Origin of the sequence: Streptomyces sp. NPDC048659 (genome assembly GCF_040650575.1) — a bacterium.
GTDB lineage: Bacteria > Actinomycetota > Actinomycetes > Streptomycetales > Streptomycetaceae > Streptomyces.
This window is the reverse complement of sequence record NZ_JBEZHM010000029.1, coordinates 29472-43127: the sequence shown is the minus strand read 5'-3', so window position 1 is coordinate 43127 and position 13656 is coordinate 29472. Positions and strand designations below refer to the sequence as shown.

Sequence of the window (13656 nt, the reverse complement as noted above, 5' to 3'; positions counted from 1 at the left end):
GCTCGCGGCGGGTGTCGCGCTGATGCTCGGCGGCGCGGGAATCCTGCTGACCGCGAGCCCGGCGCTGGCCGCCGAGGTCTCCTACAAGACCGAGTGCATCCCGCCCGCGATCTCCGGCCTCCCGGCGGTCCAGGGCACCACCACGGTCCGGATCACCGCGCCCGCCGAGGCCAAGGTCGGCGACGAGGTCGAGGTGGTGTGGAAGACCGTCACGGCCGCCTCCAAGAACCCCGACATGCTCGACCTGGACCAGGACACCGTCAAGCCGACCGGCACGGTCAGGCTGGGCGGCGCGGGGAGCGGGACGCTGTCCATGGAGGGGCCGCGGCAGAACCCGCCGATCAAGAAGAACAGCCCGATGGTCCTGCCGGACATGAAGGGCAAGCTGAAGCTGGACAAGGCCGGTGAGATCACGCTGACGCCGGACAAGTACACGATCAACGTGTCCAAGCCGCTGTCCACGGACACGAAGTGCACGCCGAAGGAGACCGTCGGGGCCGCCGCCACGATCAAGGTCACGGACGGCGGGACCTCGGGCGGCTCGGTCTCGGGCGGCTCCACGTCCGGCGGCTCCACGACCACGACGGGCGGGACCACGACGACGTCCGGCGGGACGACGACGACCTCCGGCGGCTCGACCACGGCCTCGGGCGGCACGACGGGCACCAGCGGCACGACGGGCACCACCGGCACCACCGGCGGCACGTCCGGCGCCACCACGGCCGGGACCACCGGCGGCTCCTCCACGAGCTCCGGCGGCAGCTCCGGCGGCGGGGGCGGACAGAGCGACTTCCCCGGCAAGGAGGTCGCCGTGAAGCTCTCCTGCCAGGCGCCCGGACCGGCCGACGTCACCTCCCAGGTGACGATCAACGCCCGCAAGGACGGCGGCTCGTACAAGCTCACCGTGAAGACCGGCAAGGGCATCATGCCGAGCCCCGCCCCGCTCCCCAAGGGCGCGCTGAAGCCGTCGATGAAGGTACGGATCGGGGGCGCCGAGGAGGGCGCGGTGACCGTGACCGGCCCCGGAAACCCGGCCCCCCTGGAGACCGGCGCGATGGTGTCGCTGACCGACATGACCGGCGTCTACAAGCCGGGCGCCAGCGGCAAGGTGACGCTCAGCCCCGGCGACCTCACCATCACGGTGTCGCTGGCCGGCACGGACATCGTCCTCCCGTGCAAGGTCCAGGGCGCCTCCCCGGTCTCCCTGGAGCTCGACACGACCAAGCAGGAGGGCGGCGTCACCGGCGGCACCGGGAACTCCGGCGGCGGGAACTCCGCCGGCGGGAGCTCCGGCGGCGGTGACGACCTCGCGCACACCGGCGCCGACGACACCGGCGCCCTGCGCGCCCTCGCCCTCGTGGCGGGCACGGTGATCCTGCTCGGCGGGGCGGTGTTCACCTTCACTCCGTGGGCCAGGCTGCGCCGCTAGATCCTGTCGTCGGACGGAAACGGCGGAGGGCCGCCGCACCGGAATCGGTGCGGCGGCCCTCCGTGCGTACGGGTGCCGGGCGGCAGGGTCAGTGGACGCTGCCCATGAGGCCCTGGACCTTCTTGCGGTACATGTAGATCGCGAAGCCCGCGGCGACCGCCAGGGTGGCCTCCAAGGCGATGATCCCGGTGCCGTTCAGGTCCACCCCCGCCAGCGAGAGCAGGCCGGTGGTGCAGTCACCGGCGGTGACCGCGAGGAACCAGACGCCCATCATCTGGGAGGCGTACTTCTGCGGGGCCATCTTCGTGGTGACGGAGAGGCCGACGGGGGAGAGGCACAGCTCACCGATGGTCTGGATCATGTAGATCGAGACGAGCCACATCGGGGAGACCTTGCCGTCGCCCGCCATGTTCATCGGGACGATGAAGACGAAGAAGGACGCGCCGACCAGGACCAGGCCCATCGCGAACTTCACGATGGTGTTCGGCTCCTGGTTCTTGCGGGCCAGCCACAGCCACAGCCAGGCGAAGACCGGGGCCAGCGACATCACGAAGAGCGGGTTCAGCGACTGGTACCAGGTGGCCGGGAAGCCGAGGCCGAAGACGCTGTCCGCGGTCTTGGTGGAGGCGAAGAGCGACAGGGTCGAGCCGCCCTGGTCGTAGATCATCCAGAAGACGGCGGCGGCGACGAAGAACCAGATGTATCCGGTCATCTTCGACTGCTCGGTCTTGTCGAGGTCCTTGTCGCGCTTGATGCGGACCAGGACGGCGACCGGGATGATCAGACCGGCGAGGGTGATCGGGACCAGGGCCCACTTCAGGGTGTACATGCCGAGCGCGACCACGGTGCCGTAGAAGGCGGCGGCGAGGGCGACGACGGCGATGACCTTGACCAGGACGCTCTTGCGCTCGGCGGCGGAGAGCGGGTTCGGGACGACGTTGCTCTTCGGGCTCAGGCTCTTGGTGAAGGACAGGAAGCAGGCGAGGCCCAGGCCCATGCCGACCGCGGCGAGCGCGAAGCCGAGGTGCCAGTTGACCTTCTCGCCCAGCGTGCCGACGGCGAAGGGGGCGATGAAGGCGCCCAGGTTGATGCCGATGTAGAAGAGCGTGAAGCCACCGTCACGGCGCGGGTCGTCCGGGCCGTTGTAGAGGTGGCCGACCATCGTCGAGATGTTGGCCTTGAGCAGACCGGAACCGACGGCGACGAGCGCGAGGCCCGCGAAGAACGCCGCCTGGCCGGGGACCGCCAGCGAGGCGTGGCCCGCCATGATCACGAAACCGGCGATGGCGACCGTCTTGCGGGCGCCCCAGACACGGTCGCCGAACCAGCCGCCGGGCATGGCCATCAGGTAGACCATCGACACGTACACGGAGTAGATCGCCGTGGCCGTGGCCGCCGTCATGGCGAGACCGCCGCCCTGGCTGCCGGTGGCCGCGTCCGTGCCGCCGGAGACCAGGTAAAGGACGAGAAGGGCCCTCATGCCGTAGTAGGAGAAACGCTCCCACATCTCGGTGAAGAAGAGGGTGGCCAGACCACGGGGGTGGCCGAGGAACGTCTTCTCGGAACCAGGGGTTCCGGTCGAAGCCGTCGTCAGGCTGGACGCCATGTCGATCCTTGCTCTGTCGGGACGCGCGCTTCGTGAGCGAGTGCGCCCGGTGGGGGAGGCCGGCACCGGGGAGAAGCGGTCGCACCTCCCCGGGATCCACGCCCTGACGCGTCATCGCACCCAGGACCCGGCCCACAGGTCATTCACTGTTCTCAAGGCTGCCGAGGCCATCCTTGTGCAGAAAAGAGACCCTTGGCTGACGAACACGGCCAAAGGTCCCCGATTACCGCTACAGAACTCTCGACACCATACGACACGACACTGCCGGATATGAAAGGACTTGAGAGATGGATCACAGGCCGTCACGGAACCAACTGCCTTCAATCGAAGGTCATGAGCTGGATACGAGCCAAGATCCACAGGTGTGGCGGAAGGCCCGCCGATCACGCCCCGGCACCGCCGTCCCGCGGACTACCATCACCCCATGACCCGTGTACTGCTCGCCGAGGACGACGCCTCCATCTCGGAACCGCTGGCCCGCGCCCTGCGGCGGGAGGGATACGAGGTCGAGGTACGGGAGGACGGTCCCACCGCCCTCGACGCCGGACTCCAGGGCGGGATCGATCTGGTCGTGCTCGACCTCGGGCTGCCCGGCATGGACGGCCTGGAGGTCGCCCGCCGGCTGCGCGCCGAGGGACACACGGTGCCGATCCTGGTCCTGACCGCCCGCGCCGACGAGGTCGACACGGTCGTCGGCCTCGACGCCGGCGCCGACGACTACGTCACCAAGCCCTTCCGGCTCGCCGAGCTGCTGGCCCGCGTCCGGGCCCTGCTCCGGCGCGGCGCCACCGAGCCCGCCGTCGCCCCCACCACCCACGGGGTGCGGATCGACGTCGAGTCCCACCGCGCCTGGATGGGCGACGAGGAGCTCCAGCTCACCGCCAAGGAGTTCGACCTGCTCCGGGTGCTGGTCCGCGACGCGGGCCGGGTGGTCACCCGCGACCAGCTGATGCGCGAGGTCTGGGACACCACCTGGTGGTCCTCCACCAAGACCCTCGACATGCACATCTCCTGGCTCCGCAAGAAGCTCGGCGACGACGCGGCCAACCCCCGCTACATCGCCACGGTCCGCGGCGTCGGCTTCCGCTTCGAGAAGAGCTGAGCCGCCCCGCCGTGCGCCGAGCGCCCCGAGAGAGCTGAGCCCGCCCCGCCATGCGCCGCCGCCTGATCAACTCCACGCTCGCCGTGGTGCTCGTCGTCATCGCCGTCTTCGGCGTCTCCATCGTGATCGTCGAGTCCCGCACCATCTCCAACAGCGCCCAGGAGAGCGTGGACTCCGAGGCGCTGCGGATCGTCTCGATCGTCGACAGCCGGCTCATCGGCGGGGAGCCGGTCAACCCGGACATCCTCGCCGAGCAGTCCATCGCCAAGCGGTACGCCCGGATCAGCATCCCCGGCCGCGCCGCCATCGAGATCGGCACCCGCCCCACCGGCCAGGTCATCCACGGCGTCGCCAAGGGCGAGCGCGGCGAGACCGTCGTCGTCGAGGAGGCCCGCTCGGTCGTCACCGACGAGGTCGCCCGCACCCTGATGATCATCGCCGGGGTGGCGCTGCTCTGCGTCGTGGCCGCCGTCCTCCTCGCCGTACGCCAGGCCAACAAGCTGGCCTCGCCGCTCACCGACCTCGCCGAGACCGCCGAGCGGCTCGGCTCCGGCGACCCGCGCCCGCGCCACAAGCGGTACGGGGTCCCCGAGCTCGACCGGGTCGCCGACGTCCTCGACGCCTCCGCCGAGCGGATCGCCCGGATGCTCACCGCCGAGCGCCGGCTCGCCGCCGACGCCTCCCACCAGCTCCGCACGCCGCTGACGGCCCTCTCCATGCGCCTGGAGGAGGTCGCCATGTCCGACGACCTCGACACGGTCCGCGAGGAGGCGACGATCGCGCTCACCCAGGTCGAGCGGCTCACCGACGTCGTCGAGCGGCTGCTCACCAACTCGCGCGACCCCCGGACCGGCTCCGCCGTCGCCTTCGACCTCGACGAGGTCATCAAGCAGCAGATCGCCGAGTGGCGCCCCGCCTACCGCAGCGCCGGCCGGGCCATCGTCCACTCCGGCAAGCAGCACATGCGGGCCGTGGGCACCCCGGGCGCGGTCGCCCAGGTCCTCGCCGCGCTCATCGAGAACTCGCTCATGCACGGCGGCGGCACCGTCGCCCTGCGCACCCGGGTCACCGGCAACCAGTCCGTGATCGAGGTCACCGACGAGGGGCCCGGCGTCCCCGCCGACCTCGGCGCCCGGATCTTCGAGCGGGCGGTCAGCGGGCGCAGCTCCACCGGCATCGGCCTCGCCGTCGCCCGCGACCTCGCCGAGGCCGACGGCGGGCGCCTGGAGCTGCTCCAGCAGCAGCCGCCGGTCTTCGCGCTCTTCCTCAGCCGCGAGGTGCGCAGCCGCACGGAGCCGGAAGCCGAACGCCCGGTCCGCTGAGCGGACCGGGCGCGGGGATCGGCCGGGGAGGATCAGACCCGGTCGGGCTGCTTGCGGGTACCCTGCCGGGGCGCCTGCTCCAGGAACGATTCGGCGGTCTGCACCGCCTCCTTCGCGGGCAGCGCCTTGAAGACCCAGGTCCGGTAGGACCAGAAGCGGAACAGCGTGGCCACGCCGATGCCGAAGAACTTGAAGAAGTTGCTGGCCAGCGGGGTGTCCCAGCCGAAGCCGTAGGTCGCGGCGTACAGCACGCCGTTCTCGATCACCATGCCGACCGCGCTGAACAGCAGGAACAGGGTCAGTTCCTTCGTACGGCCGGACTTCTCGCGGTCGCGGTACGTGAAGTAGCGGAACCCCACGTAGTTGAAGGCGATGGCCACGACCGTGGCGATGATGCTCGCCCGGACCACCGCGAGGTCGGTGAAGTGGCGGACCAGGTTGAAGACGCCCAGGTTCACCAGGACGCCCAGACCGCCTACCACGCCGAACTTGGCGACCTCGCGGACGAGCCGGTCCACTCGGGTGCGCAGCGCGCCGGGTTCACTCATCGTGGTGGCTCTGTCCCGTCCGTTTCGGAGGTGTTCCGGCCGACGCCCGGACGGCGTCAACCAAACCATGCTAACCAGCCCTCCTGTCACCCGCCTGTGTTGCGGTCGATCTGTAGGGGAAGCCACCTCGGCTGTGACAAAACACAGCCGGACGAGTGTCCGGAACTTGTGCGGATACCCTAAGAGGGTGACGTTCCCGGTAGTCGGCATGGTCGGTGGCGGTCAGCTCGCCCGAATGACCCACGAGGCGGGCATCCCCCTCGGCATCAAGTTCAAGCTGCTCAGTGACACCCCGCAGGACTCGGCGGCCCAGGTGGTGAGCGAGGTCGTGCTCGGCGACTATCGCGACCTGGACACGCTGCGTGACTTCGCGCGCGGCTGCGACGTGATCACCTTCGATCACGAGCACGTGCCCGCGGAGCACCTGGCGGCCCTGGAGGCGGACGGCGTCGTCGTCCGGCCCGGCCGCGCGGCCCTCGCGCACGCCCAGGACAAGGGGGTGATGCGGGCGCGGCTCGACGAGATCGGCGCGCCCAGCCCGCGGCACCGCCTGGTCGCGGACCCGGCCGACGCGGCGGCCTTCGCCGCCGAGGGCGAGGGCTTCCCGATCATCCTGAAGACCGTGCGCGGCGGCTACGACGGCAAGGGCGTCTGGTTCGTGCGCTCCGCCGAGGACGCCCATGACGCCTTCAAGGCGGGTGTCCCGGTCCTCGCCGAGGAGAAGGTCGACTTCGCGCGCGAGCTCGCCGCGAACATCGTCCGCTCCCCGCACGGGCAGGCCGTCGCCTACCCGGTGGTGGAGTCCCGGCAGGTCGACGGGGTCTGCGACACGGTCATCGCGCCCGCCCCCGGCCTCTCCGGCGAGCTGGCCGGCCAGGCCCAGGAGCTCGCCCTGCGGATCGCCAAGGAGCTGGACGTCGTCGGGCACCTGGCCGTCGAGCTGTTCGAGACCCGCGACGGCCGCATCCTCGTCAACGAGCTCGCCATGCGCCCGCACAACTCCGGCCACTGGACCCAGGACGGCGCGGTCACCTCGCAGTTCGCCAACCACGTCCGCGCGGTCCTGGACCTCCCGCTGGGCGACCCGCGCCCCCGCGCGAAGTGGACCGTGATGTGCAACGTTCTCGGCGGCGACTTCCCGGACATGTACCAGGCGTACCTGCACTGCATGGCCCGGGACCCGCAGCTGAAGATCCACATGTACGGCAAGGACGTGAAGCCCGGTCGCAAGGTGGGCCACGTCAACACCTACGGCGACGACCTGGACGAGGTGCTGGAGCGCGCCCGCCACGCCGCCGACTACCTGCGAGGAACGATCGTTGAGTAATCCGCTCATTGGCATCGTCATGGGGTCCGACTCGGACTGGCCCGTCATGGAGGCCGCGGCGCAGGCCCTGGACGAGTTCGAGATCGCGTACGAGGTCGACGTCGTCTCCGCGCACCGGATGCCGCGCGAGATGATCGCGTACGGCGAGCAGGCCGCCGGGCGCGGCCTGAAGGCGGTCATCGCGGGCGCCGGCGGCGCCGCCCACCTGCCGGGGATGCTCGCCTCGGTCACCCCGCTGCCCGTCATCGGCGTCCCGGTGCCGCTGAAGTACCTCGACGGCATGGACTCGCTGCTCTCCATCGTGCAGATGCCGGCGGGCGTACCGGTCGCCACCGTCTCGGTCGGCGGCGCCCGCAACGCGGGCCTCCTCGCGGTCCGGATCCTCGCCGCGCACGACCCCGCGCTCCTCGACCGGATGCGGGAGTTCCAGCAGGAGCTGAACGACCAGGCGACCGAGAAGGGCAAGCGGCTGCGGGCCAAGGTCGAGGGCGCGGAGTCCTTCGGGTTCGCCCGGTGACCGCCGCCGACCGGCTCGCCGAGGCGCACGGGCTCCTCGCCGCCGCCCCCGTCGTCGACGGGCACAACGACCTGCCCTGGGCGCTGCGCGAGCAGTGCGGCTACGACCTGGACAAGCTGGACATCGCGGGCGACCTGAGCGGCTCGCTCCACACCGACCTGGCGCGGATGCGGGCCGGCGGCGTGGGCGCCCAGTTCTGGTCGGTGTACGTGCCCGGCCGGCTGACCGGCGACGCGGCGGTCAGCGCCACCCTGGAGCAGATCGACGTGGTCGACCAGCTCCTCGCCCGCTACCCCGGGGACCTCGCGCCCGCGCTCGTCGCGGACGACCTGGAGACCGCCCGCGCGCAGGGCCGGATCGCCTCCCTCAAGGGCGCCGAGGGCGGCCACTCGATCAACAACTCGCTGGCCACCCTGCGCGCCCTGCACACCCTGGGCGTGCGGTACATGACGCTCACCCACAACGAGAACAACGACTGGGCGGACTCGGCCACCGACGTGCCCCGGCACGGCGGACTGACCGCCTTCGGCCGCGAGGTCGTCCGCGAGATGAACCGCGCCGGGATGCTGGTCGACCTCTCGCACGTCGCCGCCACCACCATGCGCGACGCGCTGGACACCTCCGCGGCGCCGGTGATCTTCTCGCACTCCTCCTCCCGCGCGGTCTGCGACCACCCGCGCAACATCCCGGACGACGTCCTGGAGCGGCTGCCCGCCAACGGCGGCGTCGCGATGGCCACGTTCGTCCCGAAGTTCATCCTGCCCGCGGCCGTCGAGTGGACCGCCCTGGCCGACGCGAACCTGCGCGCCCACGGCTTCGACCACCTCGACACCACCCCGGAGGCGATGGAGATCCACCGCGCCTTCGAGGCGGGGACCCCGCGCCCGGTCGCGACGGCCGCCACCGTGGCCGACCACCTCGACCACATGCGGCAGGTCGCGGGCATCGACCACATCGGCATCGGCGGCGACTACGACGGCACCGCCTTCACCCCGGCCGGCCTCGACGACGTCGCGGGCTATCCGAACCTGGTCGCGGAGCTCCTCGACCGCGGCTGGTCGGCCGCCGACCTGGCCAAGCTGACCTGGTCCAACGCGGTGCGGGTGCTGCGCGACGCGGAGTCCGTGGCGCGCGAACAGCGGGCGCTGCGCGGCCCGTCGATCGCGACGATCGCGTCGGCGGCGGGCTGACGGAACCCCACCCGCCCACCGAGGGGCCCCCGCCGACGGCGGGGGCCCCTCGGGCTTGTCGTCACACTCTCGTCGCCCGAACGGCGCAGCCCACCGCGCCCGCCGCCGCGGACGGTGACACCGTGAACGTACTGCCCAGTAGTACGGAGTTGAGTCACCCATGGCAGATCTGCTCGACGAACCCACCCTGACGTTCACCGTCGCCCACGCCGCGTCCGCGGGCGACCAGGATCCCCCCGAACATCCCCGGCCCCTCGACGAGCCGACCCGTGCGCGCGCCCTGCTCGCGGCGCAGCCGGTCGTCGAGGGGCACACGGAACCGCCCCGCGTGCTCGACCCGGACGACCGTCCGCCGGTCCGCGCCCCGGAGGCGGGAGCCCAGCTCTGGTCGCTGCGCGTGGGCGCGGACGAGGGCGCGCTCGGCACCCTGCGCCGGATCGACGCGGTCCGCGCGCTGGTCGCCGCCTTCCCCGAGGAGCTGCGCCTGGCGTACACCACCTCGGAGATGGCCCACACCCGCAACTGCGGCCGGGTCGCCGCCCTGCTGGGGCCGGTGAGCTGGGAGGCGGTCGGCGGCTCGGTCGCCGCGCTCCGGGCGTACCACGCGCTCGGGGCCCGGGCGGTCGGCCTCACCCGCTTCGACCGCTTCGCCCGCGAGGCGGTGCGCGAGATGAACCGCCTCGGGCTCACCGTGGACCTCGCGGGCGCCGACCCGGACACCGTCCGGCATACCCTCGCGGTGGGCCGGGCCCCGGTCCTGCTGACCCGCGCGGAGCCCGACACCCTGCCGGACGACGTGCTGCGCCTGCTGGGCGAGAACGACGGCGTCTGCATGGTCCCGGTCACCCCGGACGCGGCGGCGACGGCCGACTCCCTGGACCGCCTGCGCACCCTCGCGGGCCCCGGGGCGACCGGCATCTCCCACGCGACCGAGCCGGCCGGCGGCTACGTCCCGCTCTTCGCGGAACTCCTGCGCAGGGCCTGGCCGGCCCAGGACCTGGTGGCGCTGGCCCACGGCAACGCCACGAGGGTGCTGCGCGAGACGGAGTTCCACGCGAGGACGAGCCGCCTCAGGGCGGCGTGACGCGAGGGGCCCCGGCCGTGTGACGCGGGGCCCCGTACGGAGCGCCCCACACGCGGGAGGGCCCGCACCCGGTCATCACCCGGGTGCGGGCCCTCCCGCGTACGTCTCCCGATCAGGCGCGCGGACGCCCCATCGCGCGGTACGTCCACCCCGCCTCCCGCCAGCGCAGCGGGTCCAGGGCGTTGCGCCCGTCGAGGATCACGGGCGAGGAGACGACCCCCGCCAGCTCCTTCGGGTCGAGCGCGTCCCGGAACTCCCGCCACTCCGTGAGGTGGAGCACCACGTCCGCGCCCCGGGCGGCCTCGATCGCGGAGTCCGCGTACCCCAGCGTGGGGAAGAGGCGCCGCGCGTTGGCCATGCCCTTGGGGTCGTAGACGGTGACCTGACCGCCCTGGAGGTGGATCTGGCCCGCCACGTTGAGCGCGGGGGAGTCGCGCACGTCGTCGGAGTCGGGCTTGAAGGCGGCGCCGAGCACCGCGACCCGCTTGCCGAGGAAGCCGCCGCCGAGCGCCTCGCGGGCCATCTCGACCATGGAGGCGCGGCGCCGCATGTTGATGGAGTCGATCTCGCGCAGGAAGGTCAGCGCCTGGTCGGCGCCGAGCTCGCCGGCGCGCGCCATGAAGGCGCGGATGTCCTTGGGCAGGCAGCCGCCGCCGAAGCCGATGCCGGCCCGCAGGAACTTGTTCCCGATCCGCTCGTCGTGCCCGATGGCCTCGGCCAGCTTGGCGACGTCGCCGCCGGCCGCCTCGCAGACCTCGGCCATGGCGTTGATGAAGGAGATCTTGGTGGCGAGGAAGGAGTTGGCGGAGGTCTTCACCAGCTCGGCGGTGGGGAAGTCGGTCACCACGAACGGCGAGCCCTCGGCGACGGGCACCGCGTAGACGGTACGGAGCAGCCGCTCGGCCCGCTCGCCGCCCTCGCCCCCGGCGAGGCCGACCACGACCCGGTCCGGGCGCAGGGTGTCCTGGACGGCGAAGCCCTCGCGCAGGAACTCGGGGTTCCAGGCCAGCTCGACCCCCTCGGGCAGCAGCCCGGCGAGCCGCTCGGCGGAGCCGACGGGCACGGTCGACTTGCCGACGACGAGGGCGCCCTCGCGCACCACGGCGGCCAGCGAGCCGAAGGCGGCGTCGACGTACGACATGTCGCAGGCGTACTCGCCGTGCTTCTGCGGGGTGTTCACGCAGACGAAGTGGACGTCGCCGAAGGCGCCGACCTCCTCCCAGGAGGTGGTGAACCGCAGCCGCCCACTGGACCCCTCGATCCCCGCCACGTGCCGCGCCAGCAGCTCCTCGAGCCCCGGCTCGTACATGGGCACCCGCCCGGAGGCGAGCAGCTCGACCTTCTCCGGCACGACATCGAGCCCGAGTACCTCGAAGCCGAGCTCAGCCATGGCCGCGGCGTGGGTGGCCCCGAGGTATCCGGTGCCGATCACGGTGATCTTGAGGGCCATGCGGGACTCCCTGTGCGTACGCGCGTGAATGCCTGCCCGAGCATAGTCGGGGCCCGGAAGGTGCCCGCCCCGCGCGTCAGCGGTCCGACGTCACCGTGACCGGCTGGTCGTTGCGGATCTGCTCGACCAGCTGCTTCACCTTGGGCATGTCCCAGCGCAGCGAGTTCTGCGGGGCCGTGCCGTTGATCGGCATGTTCATGGACTTGCCGTCGCCGCCGTTGATGCCCTTCATCGCGAAGAACATCTTGGCCAGGTCGTACAGCGACATGTCCTTGTCGACGATCAGCGTGTCCAGGCCGGCGCCCAGCGTCGGGTACAGCTTGAACGGGTTGATGATCGTGCCCGGGGTCGCCGCCTGGTTGGCGAGCGCCGACAGGAACTTCTGCTGGTTCTTCGTGCGGGCCAGGTCCGACTCGGCGAAGGCGTAGCGGGTGCGGACGAAGGCCAGGGCCTGCTCGCCGTTGAGGGTCTGCTCGCCCGCCTGGAAGTCGGCGCCGGACTTCTTGTCCTTGAAGCCCTTCTCGATGTTCAGGTCCACGCCGCCCAGCGCGTCCACGATGTTCGCGAAGCCGGCGAAGCCGATCTCCGCGTAGTGGTCGATGCGCAGCCCGGTGTTGAACTCCACCGTGCGCACCAGCAGTTCGGGGCCGTCCATGGCGTACGCGGCGTTCAGCTTGGAGCCGCCGCGCTCGCCGTACTTCTTGCCGGACTGCGAGCCCACGAAGGACGGGATGGTCACCCAGGAGTCACGGGGCAGCGAGATCATCGTGTTGCCGCTGGAGCAGGCCGCGAGGATCATCATCGAGTCGGTCCGCTTGCCCTCGGCGGAGCCGGTGTGGAGCTTCTTCTTCTCCTCGGCCGACATGCCCTCGCGGGAGTCGGAGCCGACGATCAGATACGTGGTGCAGTCGCCCTCCGCCGGGCGCTCGATGACCTTGGCCAGGTCCACCTCGTTGCGCATCCGGGAGCTGGCCCAGGCGTAGGTGCCGACGCTCCAGCCGACCACGGCGACCACGAGGACGATCGAACCGATCTTGATCCGGCGGCGCCAGTCCGGCCGCGCCGCGGGCCCGCCCGGGCGGGGCGCGTACTGCGGCGGTACGGTGCCGTGCCCGCCGCCGCCCCGGCCGCCGCCCTGCGGGGCGCCGTACACCTGGGCGTCGCCGTAGCCCGAGTCGTAGCCCTGGCCCTGGGCCTGGGTGAAGCTGGGGTTGTAGCCCTGGTCGTAGCCCTGGCCGCCGTACTGGCCCTGCTGGCCCTGGCCCTGACCCCGCTGCCCCTGGCCGTACTGCTGCTGCCGCTGCTGCTGCTGCCGGTAGGGCTGCTGCTGCGGCTGCTGCGGGGGGACCTGCGGGCGCTGCACGTGGCGCATCCGGCGGGGTCCCTCGGGCTGGGCGTCGGGCCAGTCATTCATGTGGACCAGTCTGCCGTCCGGCCAGGTCGCGCCGACAGGCCGGGTGGGGAATCGGGTCGGCGCTGTTGCCAAGCTGATGCAAACCGGACGGTGTCGGGACCGGCCGGCGGACCAGGCATAAGGTAGAGGGCATGACAGATCAGGGCGACATCCCGGGCAAGCCCACCTCGGCGTCCCGCACCACGCTGAGCCACATCATGACCGCCCACGACACCAACCTCCTGGGCACGGTGCACGGCGGCGTGATCATGAAGCTGGTGGACGACGCCGCGGGCGCCGTCGCCGGCCGGCACTCGGGCGGCCCCGCCGTCACCGCCTCCATGGACGAGATGGCGTTCCTGGAGCCGGTCCGGGTCGGCGATCTGCTGCATGTGAAGGCCCAGGTCAACTGGACCGGCCGGTCCTCCATGGAGGTCGGCGTCCGGGTCCTGGCCGAGCGCTGGAACGAGTCCACACCAGCCACCCAGGTCGGCTCCGCCTACCTCGTCTTCGCCGCCGTGGACGGCGACGGCAAGCCCCGCCCGGTGCCGCCCGTCATCCCCGAGACCGAGCGGGACGAACGCCGCTACCAGGAGGCCCAGATCCGGCGCACCCACCGGCTGGCCCGCCGCCGCGCGATCAAGGAGCTGCGGGAGCGCCGCGCGGCCGAGGGGTACGAGGAGTAGGG

At 71.8% G+C, this 13656-nt stretch carries 12 protein-coding genes; 8 read left to right on the top strand and 4 right to left on the bottom strand.

The features are described 5' to 3' along the window. The first annotated feature begins 22 nt into the window (after positions 1 to 22). A complete protein-coding gene (locus tag AB0C99_RS22225; RefSeq protein WP_362477714.1) occupies positions 23 to 1429 on the top strand; it encodes a hypothetical protein in 1407 nt (468 codons plus the stop codon). Positions 1430 to 1517: 88 nt separating this feature from the next. Here the strand turns inward: AB0C99_RS22225 and AB0C99_RS22220 are convergent, their stop codons facing one another. After that, the gene (locus AB0C99_RS22220; RefSeq protein ID WP_362477561.1) at positions 1518 to 3035 is read right to left on the bottom strand and encodes an oligopeptide:H+ symporter; all 1518 of its coding nucleotides are present in this window, start codon (positions 3033 to 3035) and stop codon (positions 1518 to 1520) included. Between the two features lie 424 nt (positions 3036 to 3459). On the opposite strand from AB0C99_RS22220, the gene AB0C99_RS22215 reads away from it, so the two are divergent. Both AB0C99_RS22215 and AB0C99_RS22210 read left to right on the top strand, forming a co-directional pair. Beyond that, positions 3460 to 4137, top strand: a complete 678-nt coding sequence (locus tag AB0C99_RS22215; RefSeq protein WP_362477558.1) for a response regulator transcription factor — start codon at positions 3460 to 3462, stop codon at positions 4135 to 4137. Positions 4138 to 4187: 50 nt separating this feature from the next. Beyond that, positions 4188 to 5459, top strand: a complete 1272-nt coding sequence (locus AB0C99_RS22210; RefSeq protein ID WP_362477555.1) for an ATP-binding protein — start codon at positions 4188 to 4190, stop codon at positions 5457 to 5459. Between the two features lie 32 nt (positions 5460 to 5491). On the opposite strand, the gene AB0C99_RS22205 is transcribed toward AB0C99_RS22210, so the two are convergent. Further along, a complete protein-coding gene (locus tag AB0C99_RS22205) occupies positions 5492 to 6007 on the bottom strand; it encodes a GtrA family protein (protein ID WP_362477553.1) in 516 nt (171 codons plus the stop codon). A gap of 133 nt (positions 6008 to 6140) precedes the next feature. On the opposite strand from AB0C99_RS22205, the gene AB0C99_RS22200 reads away from it, so the two are divergent. The 4 genes from AB0C99_RS22200 (at position 6141) to AB0C99_RS22185 (ending at position 10125) form a co-directional block, all read left to right on the top strand. After that, on the top strand, positions 6141 to 7334 hold the full coding sequence (locus AB0C99_RS22200) for a 5-(carboxyamino)imidazole ribonucleotide synthase (RefSeq protein WP_362477550.1): 1194 nt from the start codon (positions 6141 to 6143) through the stop codon (positions 7332 to 7334). A 19-nt stretch (positions 7335 to 7353) separates the two neighbouring features. Then, the gene (gene purE / locus AB0C99_RS22195) at positions 7354 to 7851 is read left to right on the top strand and encodes a 5-(carboxyamino)imidazole ribonucleotide mutase (RefSeq protein WP_362477711.1); all 498 of its coding nucleotides are present in this window, start codon (positions 7354 to 7356) and stop codon (positions 7849 to 7851) included. Then, on the top strand, positions 7848 to 9041 hold the full coding sequence (locus tag AB0C99_RS22190) for a dipeptidase (RefSeq protein WP_362477548.1): 1194 nt from the start codon (positions 7848 to 7850) through the stop codon (positions 9039 to 9041). The genes purE and AB0C99_RS22190 overlap by 4 nt, the downstream gene beginning before the upstream one ends. A 160-nt stretch (positions 9042 to 9201) precedes the next feature. Further along, complete coding sequence (locus AB0C99_RS22185) at positions 9202 to 10125, top strand: membrane dipeptidase (protein WP_362477546.1); 924 nt, start codon at positions 9202 to 9204, stop codon at positions 10123 to 10125. 112 nt (positions 10126 to 10237) lie between these two features. Here the strand turns inward: AB0C99_RS22185 and AB0C99_RS22180 are convergent, their stop codons facing one another. Both AB0C99_RS22180 and AB0C99_RS22175 read right to left on the bottom strand, forming a co-directional pair. Continuing rightward, positions 10238 to 11575: a UDP-glucose/GDP-mannose dehydrogenase family protein gene (locus AB0C99_RS22180; RefSeq protein ID WP_362477543.1), complete on the bottom strand. Its 1338-nt coding sequence runs from the start codon at positions 11573 to 11575 to the stop codon at positions 10238 to 10240. Between the two features lie 76 nt (positions 11576 to 11651). Further along, complete coding sequence (locus tag AB0C99_RS22175) at positions 11652 to 12989, bottom strand: LCP family protein (RefSeq protein WP_362477541.1); 1338 nt, start codon at positions 12987 to 12989, stop codon at positions 11652 to 11654. Positions 12990 to 13120: 131 nt separating this feature from the next. On the opposite strand from AB0C99_RS22175, the gene AB0C99_RS22170 reads away from it, so the two are divergent. Next, on the top strand, positions 13121 to 13654 hold the full coding sequence (locus AB0C99_RS22170) for an acyl-CoA thioesterase (protein ID WP_362477538.1): 534 nt from the start codon (positions 13121 to 13123) through the stop codon (positions 13652 to 13654). Positions 13655 to 13656 lie beyond the last annotated feature (2 nt).